Below are 19,092 nucleotides of genomic sequence, written 5' to 3'. Positions count from 1 at the left end.
CTTTCGCGGACTTGGCGTCAACGTCGGACGGTTCTCCGCCAGGACGGTTCTCCGCCAACGTCGGACGGTTCTCCGCCGGACGGTTCTCCGCCAGGACGGTTCTCCCTGGGACTCTTCGGCGTGTGCCCCGAGGCGACGTCAGCGGAGCCGGCTGCGCGTGATGCCACGCGAGACGACCACGAAGACAGCGAGGCACACGACAGCGGCCAGCGCCGCGAGGCCCTGGGTGAGCCGCGGCACCTTGAGGTCTTCGTGCCCGGTGAGCGTGGCCCACACGAGCACGCCCGCGAAGCCCAGGCGAAGGCCGAGGGCCGGCCAGAGCGATCGTGACAGACCGCGGAGGTGCCCCGCGATCGCGGCGAGCAAGAAGCCCGACACGAGCTGGTGCGAGCTCGGCGGAAACACGGCGAGCACGGTCGTGACGAAGACCACCATGCTTCGGGGCTTGTCGCGCTCGAGCAGGCCGAAGAGGGCGCCGCGAAAGAACACCTCTTGCGACACGGCGACGGCGATCGCCAGCGCCGAGAGCCTCACCTTCTGGGAGAGCGTGTCCGTCGCGAAGAACGCACGTGTCTCCTCGTCGAGTGGGAGCTTGTCCGCGATGGTCGCGTCGATCTCGCTCACCGCGAAGACGATCGACACCCCACAAATCACCGAAAGGACGAGGAGAATCGGCGCCGTGGGCTTGGCCCCGAAGAGGTCCGAGAGGGGGTCGTCGGGCGCGTGCACGCGCGCCATCCCGAGGACGACCCCGAGGGTGGCGGCCGTGATCGCGAAGGCGATCGTGCCCGTGTCGATGCCACCGCCGGGGCGTAGCGCCGACCCCACGAGGGCCACGAGCTCGGTCAGCCCCGAGAGGGCGAACGTCCACCCGAGAGCGCCGAGGTAGGAGAGCCCCCGGCTCGACTTGTCGTCGTCGTCGTCGTCGGACATGTCACGTGCCCGCCGCGAGGGGGACCGGATGGGCCGGGACCCCACGCTTGACGACCGTGCGCACGAGCTTCGTGTCGAGCTCGGGGTAGTCGGTCGTGAAGTGGAGGCCGCGGCTCTCTTTGCGGGCCTGGGCGCACGCGACGACGAGCTCGGCGACCGTGGCGATGTTCCGGAGCTCGAGCAAGTCGCGCGTGACGAAGTGCTCCCAGTAGTACTCGGCGATCTCTTCTTGGAGCAGGGCGATGCGGCGCGCGGCGCGGCGGAGGCGCTTGTCGTTGCGCACGATACCGACGTAGTTCCACATGAGCCGTCGGAGCTCGTCCCAGCTCTGGCTGACGATGACGGCCTCGTCGCTCGGGGCGGCGCGGCCCACGTCCCAGTCGGGCACGGTCGGGAACGGCTTCTTGTCGCGCGTCGCCTCGTCGCGGAGGGCGCGCGCGGCCCTGTGCGCGAACACGACCCCCTCGAGCAGCGAGTTCGACGCGAGGCGGTTCGCCCCGTGGAGCCCGGTGTGCGCGCACTCGCCGATGGCCCAGAGCCCCGGGATGGTCGTGCGGCCCTCGAGGTCCGTCGAGACACCACCGCACATGTAGTGCGCCGCGGGGACGACCGGGATTTTGTCCTTCGTGATGTCGATGCCGAACCGCAGGCACTCGGCGTGGATGCCCGGGAAGCGCTCGCGCACCACCTCGGCCTCGAGGTGCGTGATGTCGAGCCACACGTGGTCGGCGCCCGAGCGCTTCATCTCGTGGTCGATCGCGCGGGCGACGATGTCGCGCGGGGCGAGCTCCTTGCGGGCGTCGTACTCCGCCATGAAGGGCGTGCCGTCGAGCCGGCGCAAGATGGCGCCCTCCCCGCGCAGCGCCTCGCTGATGAGGAAGCTCTTGGCGGCCGGGTTGTAGAGCGCGGTCGGGTGGAACTGGTAAAATTCCATGTTGGCGACCTCGGCGCCGGCCCGGTACGCCATGGCCACACCATCGCCGGTCGCGACGTCGGGGTTCGTCGTATAGAGGTACACCTTGCCGGCCCCGCCCGACGCGAGCACCGTCGCGCGCCCGAGCACGGTGCTCACCTTGCCGGCCGCGACGTCGAGCACGTAGGCGCCGGCGCACACCTCGGGCCCGCCGAATTTGGCGAGCGTGATGAGGTCGACGGCCATGTGCTCCTCGAGGATGCGGACGTTCGGCTTCGCCCGCACCGCCTCGAGGAGAGCCCGCTCGATCTCGCGCCCGGTCATGTCGCCGGCGTGCGCGATGCGGCGGGCCGAGTGGCCTCCTTCGAGGTGGAGATCGTAGTCGGCGTGCCCCTCGCCCGCCTTCGCGTCGTCCTTGTCGGTCGCGTCGTGCGCGTGGTCGAAGCGCGCGCCCACGGCGTCGAGCATGCGGATGCGGTCGGGGCCCTCTTTGACGCAGATCTCGACCACACGCTCGTGCGAGAGGCCCGCGCCGGCGACCAGCGTGTCGCGGATGTGCGCCTCGAAGGTGTCGCCCTCCCCGAGCACGGCCGCGATGCCGCCTTGAGCCCACTGCGTGTTCGAGTCGGAGGCCGCGCGCTTGGTCACGAGCACGACGTCACCCACCTCGGAGGCCTCGAGGGCGAACGAGAGGCCGGCGATGCCGCTGCCGATCACCAAAAAATCGCACGTTTCTGCCATGGCGGGCGGAGCTTAGCTCGGAACCTCCCGAAGTTGGACGCACGCCTCGCGAAAATTCGAGCGCCCCGCGGGCGACCGGTGCGCACCCATTTCACCGGGTGGCCCGTTGACACGAGGCCTCGGTTCCCTTACTGACTGAATCGCCATTCATTCGCACGCACGCCTCGAGGCGGTGCCCGCGAGCCACACGAAAAAGGAGCCGACCGTGAAGATTCTCGTCCCGCTGAAGCGCGTCGCCGACCCGGACAACGCGAACAAAGTGAAGGTCAACGCCGGCAAGCTCGTGACGACGGGCCTCGAGTGGAAGCCGAACCCGTTCGACGAGTACGCGGTCGAGACGGCCCTCCGCTTGACCGAGAACGGCACGAACCCGAAGGCCCGCATGGGCGAGGTCGTGGTCGTCACGTTCGGCCCGAAGGACTGCGAGACCACCCTCCGCGCCATGCTCGGCACCGGCGCCGACCGCGCCATCCGCGTCGACACCGGCGACGAGACCATCGACGGCGACGTCGTCGCGCGGGCCCTCAAGGCCCTCGTCGAGAAAGAGAAGCCCGACCTCGTCCTCTGCGGCAAGCAGGCCGTCGACGGCGACTCCGGTCAGGTCGCCCAGCAGCTCGCCGAGTACCTCGGCTGGCCCCAGGCCACGTTCGCCGGCACGATCGAGTCCGAAGGCGACAAGGCCCTCATCGTGGGCCGCGAGGTCGACGGCGGCACCATCAAGCTCAAGGTCGAGCTCCCCGCGGTCGTCTCGGTCGACCTCCGCATCGTCGCGCCGAAGAGCGTGAAGGGTGTGCACACGCCCGCGACCCACGCGTACCCCGAGGGTGTCCGCTTCGCCGCGCTCATGGCCATCATGGCCGCGAAGAAGAAGCCGCTCGCCGAGGTGAAGCTCGCCGACCTCACGGGCGACGCCGCCCTCAAGATCCAGTACCTCGACTACGAGCCCCCGCCCGCCCGCAAGGCCGGCGTGAAGGTGAAGGACGTCGCCGAGCTCGTCACGCGCCTCAAGACCGAAGCGAAGGTCGTCTGAGCGCCGCCGCGCCCTAGCGCCGTGGCTAACCACAAGATTTCACCCAAGTTTTCGAGGTCTACCCCATGAGCAACATTCTCGTCGTCGCGGAGATGTCCGACGGCAAGGTCCGCAAGTCCACCCACTCCGCCATCACCTTCGCGCGCGAAGCGACGAAGGCGGGCGGCTCGTTTTCCATCCTCGTCATCGGCGCGGGCGCCAAGGCCGCCGCCGCCGAGGTCACCACCTTCGGCGCCGCGAAGGTCCTCGTGTGCGACGACGCGTCGCTCAAGGACCCGGTCTGCGAGCGCCTCGCCCCCACGGTCGCGGCCGTCGGTCAGGGCTTCGACATCGTGTCGATCACCGCGAGCTCGTTCGGCAAGGACCTCGCCCCGCGCGTCGCGGCGAAGCTCTCGGCCGGCTACGCGCCCGACATCTCGGGCGTCAAGGTCGACGGCGGCAAGGCCACCTACCGCCGCCCGGTCTACGCCGGCAACGCGTACGTCAACGTGCAGCTCACGACGGCCAAGGGCGTCGTCAGCGTGCGCCAGAGCGAGTTTTCGGCGGCCGAGCCCTCGGGAGGCGCGAGCCCCATCGAGGACGTCGCCATGACCGCGCACGACGCGGCGGCCTCGAAGGTGACCTTCCTCGGCATCGAGGCGGCCAAGAGCGAGCGCCCCGACCTCGGCGAGGCCAAGGTCATCGTGGCGGGCGGCCGCGCCCTCAAGGAGAAGTTCGCGGAGGTGCTCGATCCGCTCGCGAACGAGCTCGGCGCGGCGATCGGCGCGAGCCGCGCGGCGTGCGACGCGGGTTATGCCCCGGCCGAGCTCCAGGTCGGCCAGACCGGCCGCGTCGTCGCTCCGGCGCTCTACGTGGCGATCGGCATCTCGGGCGCCATCCAGCACCTCGCCGGCATGAAGGGCTCGAAGACCATCGTCGCCATCAACAAAGACGCCGAGGCCCCCATCTTCCAGGTGGCCGACTACGGCCTCGTGCAAGACCTCTTCGGCGCCGTTCCGGCCCTCGTCAGCGAGATCAAGAAGGCCAACGCCTGACACCCGACCGCGTTCGGTCGTGAGCCGCGAGGCGCCTCTCCCCGGGGCGCCTCGTGCGCGTTTCGGGGCTCGTGGGAGCCGGCCGGGGATCCGAGCTGTGCCCGCGTACGAGGCATGGTAAAAGGTCGGCGTGAGCTACCTCGTCCTCGCGCGCAAGTACCGTCCGCAGTCGTTCGAGGACCTCGTCGGGCAAGGTCACGTCGCGCGCACGTTGGCGAACGCGATCGCCCAAGACCGGGTCGCCCACGCGTTCCTCTTCACCGGGGTCCGCGGCGTCGGCAAGACCACGAGCGCCCGCCTCCTCGCGAAGTGCCTGAACTGCCTCGGCGCCGACGGGCAAGCGAAGGGCCCCACGGCCACGCCCTGCCAAGTCTGCTCCGCCTGCCAAGAGATCGCGAAGGGCGTCGACATGGACGTCCAGGAGATCGACGCCGCGAGCTACAACGGCGTCGACGAGGTCCGCCGCCTGCAGGAGGGCCTCGCCTTCCGCCCCGCGCGCGACCGCTTCAAGATCTACATCGTGGACGAGGTCCACATGCTCTCGAACGCGGCGTGGAACGCGTTCCTGAAGACCTTGGAGGAGCCGCCGCCGCACGTGAAGTTCATCTTCGCGACGACCGAGGTCCATAAAGTTCCGGTAACGATTCTCTCGCGCTGCCAGCGGTACGATTTCAAGCTCATTCCCACGCAGATCGTGCACGCGCGCCTCACCGACGTGCTCTCGCGCGAAGGCCTCCAAGCGGAGCCGAAGGCGCTCTCGATCCTCGCGCGCGAGGCCGCCGGCTCGATGCGCGACGCGATGAGCCTGCTCGACCAGGTGCTCGCCTACGGCGACGCGGTGCTCACCGAAGAGACGGTGACGCGCGTGCTCGGGGTCGCGTCGCACGCGGTCCTTTACGAGCTCTCCCGCGCGGTCGTGTCGGGAGACGCGCCTCACGCGCTCGACGTGCTGCTCCGCGTGGCCGAACAAGGCTTCGATCTCGTGCATTTCGCGCGGGACTTCCTGCATCACCTTCGGGACCTCGTGGTAGCCCGCACGAACGACGGTGCCGACGACACCTCGTGGACGCGCCTGCTCGACCTGTCCGACGAGGAGCGCGAGGACGTGTGCACGATCGCGCGCGGGGCGAGCCTCGACGACCTCGTCCGGCTCTACCAGGGCTTTTCGCGGAGCTTCGACGAGATCGCCAAGAGCGCGTACCCGAGGGCCGCGTTCGAGGTCACGCTCGTGCGCCTCACCCGCCGCGCCGCGCTCCTGCCGATCGACGAGCTGCTCGTGCGCCTCGGCGAGCTCGAGCGCCGTCTCTCGGGTGGAGCGCCGCCCCCTTCGCCGGGAGGTGGTGGCGGTGGTGGTGGTGGCGCGCCCAAGCCACGTCGCGAGGCGCCGAGGTTCGATCCGGCCTCGTCGCTCGACACCGAGTCCCCTGCCCCGCGTGGCCCGCGCGCCGTGCTCGACGAGCCTCGCCCCGCCGCCGCCGAAGCCATGCGCGAAGGCAACGTCGTGCCTCACCCGACCGCCCTCCGCGCCGAGCCCCGCGCCGAGGCCGCGCCCCCGGAGTTTCCATGGCCCGGTGAGGCCCCGAGAGAAGAGCCCGAGCCGCGCGCCACGCGACCTCCGGCGCGCGTGCTCCGTATGCCGCAGGCGGCGGCCCGCCGCACCGAGGCCGTCGACTTCTCGTCGTTCATGCCGGCCGACTTCGCCGAGGAGCCCACCGAGGCCCAGGGGCTCGAGCTGGTCCCGCAGCCGCAGACGCCGATCGTGGCGCGCCACGTCCGGGCCGACGCGGCCCTCGTCGCGACGGTGCGCGGGTTCGTCTCGGTCATTCGTGAAGAGAACGCGGCCCTCGCGGCGTACCTCGAGCACGGCGGGCCCCTCGAGGCCACGTCCGAGCGCATCGTGCTCGCCTACGAGACCGACTCGTTCGCCGTGGTGCAGCTCGGGCTCGAAGAGCACGCGCCGGTGCTCGCGCGCGCGGCCGTCAAGGTGCTCGGAGAGGCCTGCACGTTCGTGCTCGACACCGAGACACCGCCCGAGCAGATTCCGATGTCGATCGCCGCGCTCGACGCCGAAGCCCGGCGCATCGCGCTCGAGAAGGCCCGCGAGGCCGTGCGCGAGCACCCGCTCGTCAAGAAGGCGATCGCCCTGTTCGACGCCGAGCTCCGCGACGTGAGGCTCCCCCAAGCCGCAGACAACTGACTCTCAAGAATCGAGGATCGTTATGAATTTTCGTGGTGGAATGACCGAGCTCATGCGTCAGGCGGCGCGCATCCAGCGCAAGATCGACCAGACCAAAGAGGAGCTCAAAGACAAAGAGGTCGTGTTCGGCTCGGCCGGCGACAAGGTCAAAGCGACCGCGACCTACGGCGGCAAGGTCGCCCGCATCGAGGTCGATCCCGAGTTCCTGAAGAGCGAGGGCCTCGAGCTCACGCTCGACGCCGTGGTCGCCGCGGTGAACGGCGCGACCGACGCCGCCGACAAGGCCATGGCGGCCGAGCTCGAGAAGGTCACCGGCGGCGTGAAGATCCCGGGCCTCACCTGATCTGACCTCGCGGCCGCTCGTGCTCCGCGCGCCGTCGCGGGGTCCGAGCCGGCCGAAGAGCCCCGATGCTCCCTCCCCGCGTACGCCGCATCGCCCAGCTCCTCACGCGCCTCCCTGGCGTCGGCGAGAAGACCGCCAATCGTTACGTCCTCCATCTCCTCGGCCAAGATCCCGAGGTCCTCCACGAGCTCGGGCGCGAGCTCGGCGCGCTCCCCGACGTGGTCGGCCCGTGCGCCCGCTGCGGCAACCTCGCCGAGTCTCCCGAGGGCGCGCCGCTCGGACAGGAGCGCACGTGCGCCGTGTGCGCGGACACGCGCCGCGACGGGACCCTCCTCTGCGTCGTGGGGCGGGTGCACGATCTCTTCGCGATCGAGCGCACCGGCACGATGCGGGGCCGCTACTTCGTGCTCGGCAAGCTCCTCTCGCCGCTCGAAGGCATCGGGCCGGACGACCTCCCCGTGCCCAAGCTGCTCCGGCGCGTGCGCGACGAAGGCATCACCGAGGTGATCGTGGCGACCCCCCCTTCGGTCGACGGCGAGGCCACCGCGCTCTTCTTGAAGCGCGAGCTCGGCCCACTCGGCGTCACCCTCTCGCGCATCGCGAGCGGTGTGCCGCACGGCGGTGATCTCGAGTACGCCGACCCCATCACCATGGGCCGCGCCCTCGCAGGACGGCAGAAGCTCTAGTCGACCGCGCCTCGGCGATGAGCCATCGTCGATCCAGAGAGCGCCGCGCCCGATCCACACGGACACCAAGCCCCGCCGTATTTCCAGGCCCTTTCGATGCGCCTACATGTAGGACTCGTGGAACGGGACTTGCTGGAGGGGGGCCATGAAGCTCTCTCGCACGTTCGGTTTCCTCGCGGCCGCGCACCTCTGTCTCTTCGCCGCGGGCTGCTCCGCAGAGACGTCGGAGCCCACCGAGGACACGACCGACGTGGCGATCACCTCGAACGACGGCAAGCTCTTCGACTTCACCTTCGACGCCGAGGTGGTCGCGTCGTCGTCGGCCGAGGCGCGCGACGCGATCGTGGCCCAGCTCGCGTACGTGCAGGGCGCCCTCACGACGCACGTCGGTGGCAACGGCCAGGTCGGCCTCGTCGAGGTGGGGGGCCTCACCGAGGCGGCGGCGGATGCGGGCAAGAAGCGCATCGCGTACAAGGCGAAGCTGCCGGTGATCTGGCCGAAGAGCGTCGCCACGCCGCGCACGTACGAGCTCGTGCTCCCGCGCGACGTGACGGCCCTCGACCGCTTCAACCGCACCTACGACGGGACGTGTGGCAAAAACGAGTACGGGGTCGACACCTTCTGGCACGACTTCAACCCGAAGGCCTCGGGGTGCACGCCGGCGGCCGCCGACGTGGTTCGTGCGCCCGTCACGGTAACCCGCAGCGCCAACGCCACGACGAACAAGTACCCCGAGTACGACAAGATGCTCGAGGACGGCGCGATCGACGTCGTGGGGGTCTTCGGCATCATCTCGAGCGACACGCCGCAAGACGAAGGCGCACGCGAGATGGAGAACGTCATCGAAAAGACGATGGGCACGCTCACCGGGGCGACCCGCAAGGACGCGGGGCGCTCGGCCACGGTCGTCAAATCGAGCGAGGTGACGGGCAAGGCGACCGTCGGCGGGCGCGAGATCACGGTGAGCTTCCGCGCGGTGCTCGTGAACGAAGTCGCCGCCGCGGGCGCGGATTTCGACGCGATCTACGGCCCCGCGAGCGAGAAGGCCGACCTCATCGTTTACAGCGGGCACTCCGGCCTCGGGAAGAACGTCAACTCGCTCGCCGAGCGCACGAAGGTCGCGAAGGGCAAGTACCAGGTGCTCTACCTGAACGGCTGCCAGACCTTCGGCTACCTCGGGCGCGCGCTCCACGACAAGAAGATCGCCGTCAACGGCGCGACCGATCCCAAGGGCACGAAGTTCCTCGACGTGGTCGCGAACGCCCTCCCCGCCTACGGCGACGACGGCGCGACCGGCCTCGACCTCTACCGCGCCATCTTGGACCAGGCGCGCCCCCGCTCGTACAACGACCTCCTCCGCGGCTTCTCGCGCATCCACCTCGTGGCGGTCTTCGGCGAGGACGACAACACCTTCGCGCCTCGCTGACGCTCCGATCGCCGAAGTCCTACGCCCCGTGGACGGGCTCGTGCACGCCGACGCTCCGGCGCGCGGAAAAGCCCGCTGGGCGAAGCGCAAAAAAACGAACGGCGCGCCCCCGAGGAGGGAGGCGCGCCGCCGTGCTTCGAGGTGAGCGGAGGCTCAGCCGCCGGTCATCTTCGCGACCTCGGCCGCGAGGTCGTCGACCTTCTTCTCGATGCCGTCGCCGAGACCGTAGCGGAAGAACGAGTGGAGCTTCACCTCACCGCCGAGCTTCTTGCCGAGGTCCTGGCGGAGCTTGTCGATGGTGCCCTCGGCGCCCCAGACGTTGTCCTGGCCGAGGAGCGTGATCTCGGTGAACCACTTCGTGACCTTGCCCTCGATGATCTTGGGCCAGGCAGCCTCGGGCTTGCCCTCGTCCTTGAGCTGCGCCGCGAAGATCTCTTTCTGCTTCGCGATCTCGGCCTCGGCGACCTCCGACTTGTCGACCACGGTGGGGGACATGGCGGCGATCTGCATCGCGCAGTTGTCGAGGAACTCGATGAAGGCGGGCTCCTTCGCGGCGGCGGCCGTGGGGGCCTCGCCCGAGAGGAGGACGCCGATCTTGCCGCCCATGTGGACGTAGCTGACGATCGCGCCGCCGTCGCCCTTGGCGGTCATGTTCTCCCAGCGGCGCATGACGACGTTCTCGCCGGTCGAGCCGGAGATGTCCTTGCGCTTCTGCTCGAGGGCCTCGGGGAGGGCCGCGCCCACCGCGAGATCGGCCGCGGCCTTCACGGCCTCGCCGAGGAAGCCCTGGAAGTCGTCGCCGCGGGCGACGAAGTCGGTCTGGCAGTTGACCTCGACGATCGTGCCGCGCTTCCGATCGGCCGAGACGAGCGTGCGGACCTCGCCCTCGGTCGCGATCTTGCCGGCCACGCTGGCGCTCTTGATCTCGCGCTTCTTCTGGAGGATCTCGATCGCCTTGTCGATGTCGCCCGCGGCCTCCACGAGCGCCTCTTTGCAGGTGCTCATTCCAGCCTGGGTGCGGTCGCGGAGCTCTTTCACAAGCTTGGCAGTGATCTCGGCCATGACGTGTTCCTTCTCGATCGTAACTGTTTGAATTTAGTAACTTATTTCATGAGAAGGGGCGCGAGAGTGACCTCGCGCCCCGGTCTCGTCGGCCCGCGGAGGGCCGTGTGTCCGGGGAGCTCGAGCGAGCCCCCGGAGGTCAGCTCGAGGGCTGCTCGGCCGAAGCGTCGGCCTGGGGCCCACGACGACCGCGGAAGACCTCGGCCTGGGGACCGCCGCGGCCTTCGTCACGCGACGGCTGCTCCTTGCGGCGCTGCGTGCCCTCGACGACGGCGTCAGCGATGCGCTGCGTGATGAGCTTGATCGAGCGGATGGCGTCGTCGTTGCCCGGGATCACGTAGTCGATCGTGTCGGGATCGCAGTTCGTGTCGGTGATGGCGATGATCGGCAGGCCGAGCTTCTTCGCCTCTTGGACGGCGATCGTCTCCATGGCCGGGTCGATGATGAACACGGCCGCCGGGAGCGAGCCCATGTTCTTGAGGCCGCCGAGGTACTTCTCGAGGCGATCGCGCTCCTTCTCGAGGCGCGAGACCTCTTTCTTCGGGAGCTGGAGGTAGGTGCCGTCCTCCTTCATGCGCTCGAGCTGGCGCATACGCTCGAGGCCGCCCTTGATGGTGCGGAAGTTCGTGAGCGTGCCGCCGAGCCAGCGGTTGACGACGAAGAACGAGCCAGAGCGGAGGGCCTCCTCCTGCACGATCTCCTGGGCCTGGCGCTTCGTGCCGATGAAGAGGAGGTGACCGCCGCGGGCGACCGTCTCTTGGACGAAGTGGAAGGCGCGCGCGAAGAGGCGGGCGGTCTGGTCGAGGTCGACGATGTGGATCCCGTTGCGGGCGCCGTAGATGTACGGGCGCATCTTGGGGTTCCAGCGCTTCGTCTGGTGACCGAAGTGCACGCCGGCGTCGAGGAGGGACTTGAGGGGAAGCGGGAGGTCGCCGCGCAGCTGCGGCAGGCCTTGGGAATTGAGCTCGGTCATGGTGCGATTTTTCCTTTCGGTTTTGTCCTCCGCCCCTCCTCCCGCAAGCACCGCCGGACGATTCCGGGGGGTGCACCGAACGGGTGGTTTCGCGTGGGGCGTGTGGAGTGGGAGCGGCACCCTAGTCGTGCCGCAGCCCGTGTCAAGGGAGGAGGGACCATGGTACACCCCTCTCGCACCTCTCCCCCGGAGCCTCCCGGGGCCGGTGCGTCGCGGAGGAACCTCTCCATGTGTGGAATCTTCGGGGCCATCGGCACCTCGCGCCCCGTGAACGCCGATCGCGCCCTCGAGGTCATGGCCCACCGCGGTCCCGATCAACGCGCCGTGCTGCGCCTCCCCGGCGAAGGGGATCGCCCCGAGGCCACCTTCGGGTTCGTCCGCCTCGCCATCTTGGACCTCACCGAGAACGGCGCCCAGCCCATGCAAAAGGGCGATCTCGTCATCGTGTTCAACGGCGAGATCTACGACCATCACCTCCTGCGCGCGGAGCTCGAGGAGCGCGGGGTCTCGTTCCGATCGCGGTCCGACACCGAGGTGCTGCTCGAGGGCTACCGTGCGTTCGGCGAGGCCGTGCTCGACCGCATCACCGGGATGTTCGCGTTCGCCATCTGGGACACCAAGCGCGGAGAGCTGTTCGCCGCCCGAGATCCGGCCGGAAAGAAGCCATTTTTCTTCACCCAGGTGCCCGACGGGCTCGTGTTCGCGTCCGAGATCAAGGCGATCCGCGCGTCCGGCCTCAGGACGACGGTCGACGAGGACGAGCTCTCGGTCTTCCTCGCGCTCGGACACGGCCACGGAGACCGTACGGCCCACGCCGAGGTGCGCGAGCTCCGCCCGGGGCACTGCCTGTCCCTCGCGAAGGGCGCAGGCGCCCCGCGGATCCGGCGCTACTACCGCGCGCCGTTCGCCGATCCGCCCCTCGAGATCTCGGCCGACGAGGCGGCCTCCGAGGTGCGTCGCCTCCTCGACGCCGCGGTCAAGAGGCGGCTCGTCGCCGACGTGCCCGTGGGCGCCTTTTTGTCGGGCGGGATCGACTCCACCGTCGTCGTGGGCCTCATGGCGAAGCACACCCGGGGGAAGGTGCGCACGTTCTCGATCGGCTTCGAGGGCGACCCCGCCTACGACGAGACGCGCTTCGCCCGCATGGCCGCGCAGAGCTTCGACACGGACCACACCGAGCTCCGGGTCACCCCTCGCGCGACCGACCTCGTCGACCCTCTCGTGCGCATGCACGACGGCCCCTTCGGCGACTCGTCGGCGCTCCCGACGAGCATCGTGTCGGGCCTCACGCGCGAGCACGTCACGGTCGCCCTCACGGGCGACGGCGGGGACGAAATCTTTTGTGGTTACGAGCGTTTCCTGGCGGCCGAGGTCGCGGAGCGCATCCCCGCGCCGCTCCGCCACGTGGCCGCGCGCGCGGCGAGCCTCGTGCCTCCCGGGCCCACCGAGAAGGGCCTCCGCGCGAAGGCGAGGCGCTTCTTCGTCACCTCGGCCGCGAGCCTCGAAGACCGTCTCTTCTCCTACTCGCCCTACTTCCTTCCGCGGCTCGACGCGCTCGTGGGAGAGGCCCGCGCGCGAACGGGGCGAGAGCGCGTCACGTCCTTCGCCCACGACGTGCTCGCGCCCACGTCGGGGGCCTCGGCGCTCTCGCGCATCCTCGCGTTCAACTACGAGACCTACCTCCCCTACGATCTCCTCGTGAAGGCCGACCGCTCGAGCATGATGCACTCGCTCGAGCTGAGGTCGCCGTTCCTCGATCGCGCCCTCACCGACTTCGCCGCACGCCTCCCCGACGGCATGAGGCGGCGCGGGCTCTCGAAGAAGTGGATCTTGAAGAAGGCCTTCCCCGACATGCTCCCGGACGCGCTCGTGAACCGCCCGAAGATGGGGTTCGGCGTGCCGCTCGCGGCGTGGTTCCGGACGTCCCTGAAGGGCATGCTTGACGACGCGTTCGCGCCCGGGGCGCGGCTCTACCGCTACGTCGACGAGGCGGAGGTGCGCCGCCTCTTGGCCGAGCAAGACGCGGGCAAGGCCGACCACGGCCAGCGCGTGTGGCTCTTGCTCACCCTCGAGACGTGGCTTCGTCAGATGGAGGAGGCGCCGTGACGCTTCCGCGCAGAAACGGGAAAAAGCTACTCTTTCTCGGGGCTTGGGACTGGTACTTCGTCTGCCACAGGCTGAGCCTCGCGGTCGCGGCGAAGAACGCCAGCTTCGACGTGACGGTCGCGACCCCCACGGGCCCGTACGTGACGAAGCTCGCCGAGGCGGGCATCCGACACGTCCCCATCCGCATGGTGAGGCAGGGCAAGAACCCCGCGGTCGACGCCGCCACGCTCGCCGAGATCGTGGCCCTCTACACGCGCGAGCGGCCCGACGTCGTGCACCACATCGCGATCAAGCCCATGCTCTACGGCACGCTCGCCGCGAAGGTCACGGGCGTGCGCGCGATCGTGAACGCCATGGGCGGGCTCGGCTACGTCTTCTCGACCGACGCGCCGCTCGCGCGCTCGATCCGCGCGGGGCTCACGATCGCGTACCGCGGGCTGCTCTCGGGGTCGAGCACGCGCGTCATCCTGCAGAACGAGGACGACCGCGCGGCGTGGCTCAAGTGGCGCCTCGTGCCCGAGCGCAACGTGGTCATCGTGCGCGGCGCGGGCGTCGACACCGAAAGGTTCCACCCGACCGAAGAGCCCGAGGGCGACAAGGTCGTCCTCTTGCCCGCGCGCCTCCTGAAGGACAAGGGGCTGCTCGAGCTCGTCGAGGCCTCGCGCATCTTGAAGCGCGGCGGAGTGCGCGCCCGAATCGTGCTGGCAGGCGAGCCCGACCCGGGAAATCCAGCGTCGGCGACGCGCGAAGAGGTCGCCACGTGGGTCCGCGAAGGGCTCGTCGAGCACCTCGGCTGGCGCGACGACATGGACGCCGTCCTGCGAAGCGCGCACGTCGTCTGCCTCCCGTCGTACCGGGAGGGGCTCCCGAAGGCCCTGCTCGAGGCGGCGGCTTCGGGGCGCGCGATCGTCGCGACCGACGTGCCCGGGTGCCGCGAGATCGCCCGCCACGACGAGAACGCGCTCCTCGTGCCTCCGAGGTCCGGGGAGGCGCTCGCGGACGCGATCCGAAGGCTCGTCGAGGACGACTCCCTCCGCGCACGCCTCGGAGCGCGAGGTCGAGCCATCGCCGTCGAGGAGTTCGGAGACCGGAGGGTCGCCGAACGCACGCTCGCCATCTACGACGAGCTCTTGGCGCAACGCCCATAGTTTCGCAATTGTTTCCATAGGTTATGGCCCAAGCTCGCGCCACGCCGTGGGGCTACCCGCTCGACGCCGGCGGCGAACGCGAGGCGTCTCTCCCTTTTCGAGGCTCCCGCCCGCGCGCTTGGTCTAGGCTACGCGAGCCTTTGGAACGCACGACGAAGCTCCCCGCGCCGCCCGCGATCACGTGCGCCGACGTACGCCCCCGGCCACCCGGCGGGCGCACGTTCCTCGATCTCCTCCGCGTCACGGCCTCGTGCGAGTACCCGGGCGGAGAGCGGAGCGAGCCCTTCCTCTACGACATCGTCGAACGAAAGGCGCCCGACGCCGTGGTGATCGTGCCGACCTTCCGCGCCGACGGAACGACGTGGGTCGTGCTCCGCTCGGCCGTGAGGATCCCTTTCTCGCTCCGAGATCCGGGCCTCGGAAACGTCTGGGAGCTCCCCGCCGGGCTCGTCGAGAGCGGCGAGTCGATCGAAGAGGCCGGCGCGCGTGAGCTCTTCGAAGAGGCCGGCGCGAGCCTCGCGCCCAGCGCCCTTCGGAGGCTCGGACCGCCGGTCGTCCCCGCCCCCGGGATCATCGCCGAGATTCAACACTTCGTCGTGGCCGACGTCGATCCGGAGGCGCTCGTCCCGCCCGAAGAAGACGGCTCTCCGCTCGAGCGCCACGCCCACGTGGTCGCGGTCCCGCTCGAGGTGGCCCTCCGTGATCTCGGCGCACACGGCCTCGTGGACGCCAAAACCGAGCTCGGCCTCCGCCGCCTCGCGGACGCCCTCGCCCTCGAGCCGAGGGCACCATGACCCCGATCCGGCGCGTGCTCGTGGTGGCCAAGAAGACGACCTACCGAAGGTTCGTGGTCGAGTCGAAGGACGCGCGCATCGCCGACTTGCTCGAGCGCGGCGACGTGTCCGTGAGGAAGCTGCGGAAGTCTCACGTCGACCACGAGGCCGCGATCACGGAGGTGATGGGCGCCTTGGAGGCGCTCGGCGTGCCCCACGAGCGCGTCGAGACGCGCGCGCTCGCGCGGGCAGGTCGCGGCGATCTCGTGGTGACGGTCGGCGGCGACGGGACGCTCCTCCGGGCTTCGCACGAGCTCGGCGAGGGTGTGCCGCTCCTCGGCATCAACAGCGCGCCTCGGCATTCGGTCGGCTTCTTTTGTTACGGAAAGAAGGGCACGGCGAAGAGGGCCATCGGCGACGCCCTCGAAGGCCGCCTCCCCCGCGCCGACCTCACGCGCATGAGCGTCGAGGTGAACGACCGCACCATCTCGTCCCGCGTCTTGAACGAGGCGCTCTTCTGCCACGCGTCGCCCGCCGCGACGTCACGCTACATCCTCCGGGTCGAAGATCCCGATGACGGCGTGGTCGAGGAGGAGCAGCGCTCGAGCGGACTCTGGGTCGGCCCCGCGGCGGGCTCGACGGCGGCCCAAAAGAGCGCAGGAGGGCGCGTGCTCCCCCTCCTCTCGCGCAAGGTGCAGGTCGTCGTGCGCGAGCCGTACACGGCGATCGGGAAGACCATCCGCTACCGGCGTGGGCTCGTCGGAAAAGACGGACGGGTCACCCTCATCAGCAAGATGCGCGAGGCGAAGCTCTTCCTCGACGGACACGATCGTGTGTTCGACGTGACCATCGGAGACGTCGTCGTCATGCGACGCGCGGCGGAGCGCCTCACCGTCCTCGGCCTCCGGTCGACCCGCTGACTCGCCCGAGCCTCGCCCCCGCGGGCGGCACGTGCCGAAAGAGCTTCCCTCGGGCGGCAAGTTCACTGACAGTGGCGCTGCCATGGGCGTCGAAATCATCGGTACGGGGCATTTCGTCCCCGGAAAACCCATTAAAAACGACGACTTGTCTCGTGTCATGGACACGTCGGACGAGTGGATCGCGCAGCGCTCCGGCATTCGGCAGCGGCATTTCGTGGCCGAAGGCCAAGGGGCGAGCGACCTCGCGTACGAGGCCTCGAAGCGCGCGATCGAGGCGGCCGGCATCTCCGCGAGCGACATCGACTACGTCGTCTTCGCGACGATGACCCCCGAGTACATCTTCCCCGGCTCGGGCGCCCTCCTCGCGGCGAAGCTCGGCCTCGATGGGGTGCCCGCGCTCGACATCCGCCAGCAATGCGCGGCGATGCTCTTCGGGTTCCAGCTCGTCGATGGGCTCGTCGCGTCCGGAGCGGCGCGCACGGTCCTCTTCGTCGGCGCCGAGGCGCACGCGGGCTTCATGCCGTGGAACGACTGGGACATCTTGACCGGCGAGCGCGAGGGCGAGGTCACCCCCGAGGCGCGCGAGCGCGCGAACGCGCACAGGGCCCTCGCCGTGCTCTTCGGAGACGGCGCCGGCGCCCTCGTCTTCCGCAAGACCGACCGTGAAGCCGGCCTCGTGGCCATGAAGCTCCACACCGACGGAAAGAGCGCCGAGACGCTCTACGTGCCCGGCGGAGGCTTCCGGACGCGCCCGTACTGGAAGCCATCGATGTACGACGAGCAGGCGTACGTCCCCCGTATGGAGGGGCGCGATCTGTTCAAATTCGCGGTCACCCGCCTCCCCCGAACGGCCCGCGCGCTGCTCGCCGAGACGGGCAAGACCGCCGAGGACATCGACTGGTTCCTGGCGCACCAGGCGAACGCCCGCATCAACGAGTACATCCGCGAGCAGCTCGGCGTCCCCGCCGAGAAGATGCCCGTGAACATCGCGAAGTACGGGAACACGAGCGCTGGCACGCTCCCCATCCTCATCGACGAGAACACGCGAAACGGCAACCTCAAGAAGGGCGAGCTCAACATGCTGCTCGCGTTGGGCGCCGGAATCCACTGGGGCGCGGCGCTCGTTCGCTGGTAATTTCCGCCTCGGCGGGCGAGGTCGCGGCGCCCTCGCGCAGGCCGGATTTCCCTGCTATCTTCGGGGCATGCGGTCCGTTCGGCCTCGCCTCGTATCCCTTGCCCTCGCCCTCTCGTTCGTCGGTCCGGTCGCCTGGCTCTCGCCCAAGGCCGCCGAGGCCTCCGTGTCGTTCGCCGTCACCTACGACGACATGGTGACCGACGCCGACCTCGTGGTCGTCGCGACGCCGATGGACCAAAAGAGCGTGTGGGAGGAAAACCGCATCGTCACCTACACCCACCTCAAGATCGAAGAGGGCGTGGCAGGTCAAGGCCAAGCGGGCTCCGAGATGTGGGTCCGCACGCTCGGGGGCTCGATCGGCAAGATCGGCCAGCTCGTCGACGGCGAGCCCGTGTTCATCCAGGGCAAGTCGTCCTTGCTCTTCGCGCGCTCGATCAAGCCCGGGACGTTCTCGGTGGTGGCGCGCGCGCAGGGGCAGTTCCCCGTCCTCGTCGACGCCGCTTCCAAGCGAAAGAGCGTGGTCCGCAACGCGAACTGCGGCCTCCTTCTCCCGAGGAATCAGGCGGTCGAGTCGCGGGTCGGTCCCGTGGCCCCGCAGGCCCGCGCGGCAGCCCCCGGGCCCGTCGCGGCGGTCGACGCCCTCCACGGGCGCGCCCTCGAGGACGTGACCCGGGACGTCGTCGTGCAATGGAAGCGCCTCCACAAGTGAGCCGGCGGCTCGTGCGGACCGCGCACGTCACGGCGGCGCTCGTCGCCCTCGGGGTCGTGGGCCTCGCGCCGCGAGACGCCCTCGCTTTTTGTCGATCGCGGACCGTGTCGATCGACCCGTCGTTCAACCCGAGCGACTCGGGCCGGTGCAACGAAGAGGGGCTGCCGCTCTTCTGGCGGAACGCGTGCGTCGGCTACAGCATCGACAACCGCGTCTCACGCAAGCTCGCCTTCGAGGACGTCGCCAACGTGGTGGCGCGCAGCTTCACCCGGTGGACGGGCGCGAGCTGCACGACCGAGGGCGCGGCCACGTCACGAACCAGCATCGACGTGCGCGACGTCGGGCCAGCGCTCTGCCAGAAGGTCGAGACGGCCCTCGACAGGCCGAACGTCAACGTCATCCTCTTTCGCGACAACGAATGGAAGACGGCCGACGGCGCCGCACGCTCGCCCGAGACGATCGGGCTCACGACCGTGAAGTTCAACACGGAGACCGGCGAGATCTTCGGCGCCGACATGGAGCTCAACACGTTCCACCACAACATGACGGCGGGCGAGCCGGGTGGGAACGACTACGACCTCACGAGCGTCGTGACCCACGAGGCGGGGCATTTCCTCGGCATGGCGCACTCGGAGCAGACCCAGGCGGTCATGTTCGCGACGTACGACAAGGGTCGCTCGAGCGCGCGGGAGCTCCACGCCGACGACGTGCGCGGCATCTGCTCGGTGTACCGCCCCGACGGGACCCGCCCCGTGCTCGGAGGGAAGGTCACGAGCGGCGGGGCCTGCGACCCCACGCCCTACGCCGGGCTCCAGCGCGACTGCGAATCGGAGGCCGACACGGGTGGCTGCGGCGTCGTCGCCACGTCGGCATCGGCCCCGAGCCCCGGCGTGCCCCTCTTCGCGACCTTCGCGTGCCTCGGCGCGGCGCTCGTGATGCGCCACCGCCGAAGGCAGCCCTGAC

Annotated in this window: 17 protein-coding genes; 13 read left to right on the top strand and 4 right to left on the bottom strand. The window is 69.7% G+C overall.

Features of this window, described 5'->3' with window-relative positions; all coding sequences use genetic code 11:
* Nucleotides 1–138: 138 nt before the first annotated feature.
* The gene (locus IPK71_20515; protein MBK8216120.1) at nucleotides 139–933 is read right to left on the bottom strand and encodes a CPBP family intramembrane metalloprotease; all 795 of its coding nucleotides are present in this window, start codon (nucleotides 931–933) and stop codon (nucleotides 139–141) included.
* A 1-nt stretch (nucleotide 934) separates the two neighbouring features.
* Entirely contained in the window at nucleotides 935–2,587 is a 1,653-nt protein-coding gene (gene nadB / locus IPK71_20510; GenBank protein MBK8216119.1) for an L-aspartate oxidase, read from the bottom strand.
* A gap of 205 nt (nucleotides 2,588–2,792) precedes the next feature.
* Here nadB and IPK71_20505 point away from each other — a divergent pair, with 205 nt between their 5' ends.
* From IPK71_20505 to IPK71_20480, 6 genes are all read left to right on the top strand, one after another.
* Nucleotides 2,793–3,617, top strand: a complete 825-nt coding sequence (locus IPK71_20505) for an electron transfer flavoprotein subunit beta/FixA family protein (protein ID MBK8216118.1) — start codon at nucleotides 2,793–2,795, stop codon at nucleotides 3,615–3,617.
* Nucleotides 3,618–3,682: 65 nt separating this feature from the next.
* On the top strand, nucleotides 3,683–4,651 hold the full coding sequence (locus IPK71_20500) for an electron transfer flavoprotein subunit alpha/FixB family protein (protein ID MBK8216117.1): 969 nt from the start codon (nucleotides 3,683–3,685) through the stop codon (nucleotides 4,649–4,651).
* Nucleotides 4,652–4,781: 130 nt separating this feature from the next.
* Nucleotides 4,782–6,848: a DNA polymerase III subunit gamma/tau gene (gene dnaX / locus IPK71_20495; protein ID MBK8216116.1), complete on the top strand. Its 2,067-nt coding sequence runs from the start codon at nucleotides 4,782–4,784 to the stop codon at nucleotides 6,846–6,848.
* 22 nt (nucleotides 6,849–6,870) lie between these two features.
* Nucleotides 6,871–7,191 (top strand): YbaB/EbfC family nucleoid-associated protein, encoded by a 321-nt coding sequence (locus tag IPK71_20490; GenBank protein MBK8216115.1) that lies wholly within the window; start codon nucleotides 6,871–6,873, stop codon nucleotides 7,189–7,191.
* 65 nt (nucleotides 7,192–7,256) lie between these two features.
* Complete coding sequence (gene recR, locus IPK71_20485) at nucleotides 7,257–7,877, top strand: recombination protein RecR (protein ID MBK8216114.1); 621 nt, start codon at nucleotides 7,257–7,259, stop codon at nucleotides 7,875–7,877.
* 145 nt (nucleotides 7,878–8,022) lie between these two features.
* Complete coding sequence (locus tag IPK71_20480) at nucleotides 8,023–9,303, top strand: hypothetical protein (protein MBK8216113.1); 1,281 nt, start codon at nucleotides 8,023–8,025, stop codon at nucleotides 9,301–9,303.
* A 153-nt stretch (nucleotides 9,304–9,456) separates the two neighbouring features.
* Here IPK71_20480 and tsf read toward each other — a convergent pair whose 3' ends face one another.
* Together tsf and rpsB are read right to left on the bottom strand one after the other, a co-directional pair.
* On the bottom strand, nucleotides 9,457–10,365 hold the full coding sequence (tsf, locus tag IPK71_20475) for a translation elongation factor Ts (GenBank protein MBK8216112.1): 909 nt from the start codon (nucleotides 10,363–10,365) through the stop codon (nucleotides 9,457–9,459).
* A 139-nt stretch (nucleotides 10,366–10,504) separates the two neighbouring features.
* Nucleotides 10,505–11,338, bottom strand: coding sequence for a 30S ribosomal protein S2 (gene rpsB / locus IPK71_20470; protein ID MBK8216111.1), 834 nt, complete (start codon nucleotides 11,336–11,338; stop codon nucleotides 10,505–10,507).
* Nucleotides 11,339–11,566: 228 nt separating this feature from the next.
* On the opposite strand from rpsB, the gene asnB reads away from it, so the two are divergent.
* The 7 genes from asnB (at nucleotide 11,567) to IPK71_20435 (ending at nucleotide 19,091) form a co-directional block, all read left to right on the top strand.
* Nucleotides 11,567–13,444: an asparagine synthase (glutamine-hydrolyzing) gene (asnB, locus tag IPK71_20465; GenBank protein MBK8216110.1), complete on the top strand. Its 1,878-nt coding sequence runs from the start codon at nucleotides 11,567–11,569 to the stop codon at nucleotides 13,442–13,444.
* On the top strand, nucleotides 13,441–14,592 hold the full coding sequence (locus IPK71_20460) for a glycosyltransferase family 4 protein (protein ID MBK8216109.1): 1,152 nt from the start codon (nucleotides 13,441–13,443) through the stop codon (nucleotides 14,590–14,592). The genes asnB and IPK71_20460 overlap by 4 nt, the downstream gene beginning before the upstream one ends.
* A 140-nt stretch (nucleotides 14,593–14,732) precedes the next feature.
* A complete protein-coding gene (locus IPK71_20455; GenBank protein ID MBK8216108.1) occupies nucleotides 14,733–15,386 on the top strand; it encodes an NUDIX hydrolase in 654 nt (217 codons plus the stop codon).
* Nucleotides 15,383–16,285, top strand: coding sequence for an NAD(+)/NADH kinase (locus IPK71_20450; protein ID MBK8216107.1), 903 nt, complete (start codon nucleotides 15,383–15,385; stop codon nucleotides 16,283–16,285). The genes IPK71_20455 and IPK71_20450 overlap by 4 nt, the downstream gene beginning before the upstream one ends.
* An 82-nt stretch (nucleotides 16,286–16,367) precedes the next feature.
* On the top strand, nucleotides 16,368–17,420 hold the full coding sequence (locus IPK71_20445) for a ketoacyl-ACP synthase III (protein MBK8216106.1): 1,053 nt from the start codon (nucleotides 16,368–16,370) through the stop codon (nucleotides 17,418–17,420).
* Between the two features lie 67 nt (nucleotides 17,421–17,487).
* On the top strand, nucleotides 17,488–18,129 hold the full coding sequence (locus tag IPK71_20440) for a hypothetical protein (protein ID MBK8216105.1): 642 nt from the start codon (nucleotides 17,488–17,490) through the stop codon (nucleotides 18,127–18,129).
* Nucleotides 18,126–19,091, top strand: a complete 966-nt coding sequence (locus IPK71_20435; protein ID MBK8216104.1) for a matrixin family metalloprotease — start codon at nucleotides 18,126–18,128, stop codon at nucleotides 19,089–19,091. Before IPK71_20440 ends, IPK71_20435 begins: the two co-directional genes overlap by 4 nt.
* Nucleotide 19,092 lies beyond the last annotated feature (1 nt).

It is taken from the genome of Myxococcales bacterium, assembly GCA_016712525.1.
GTDB lineage: Bacteria > Myxococcota_A > Polyangia > Polyangiales > Polyangiaceae > JAAFHV01.
This window is presented reverse-complemented; position numbering and strand designations above follow the sequence as displayed.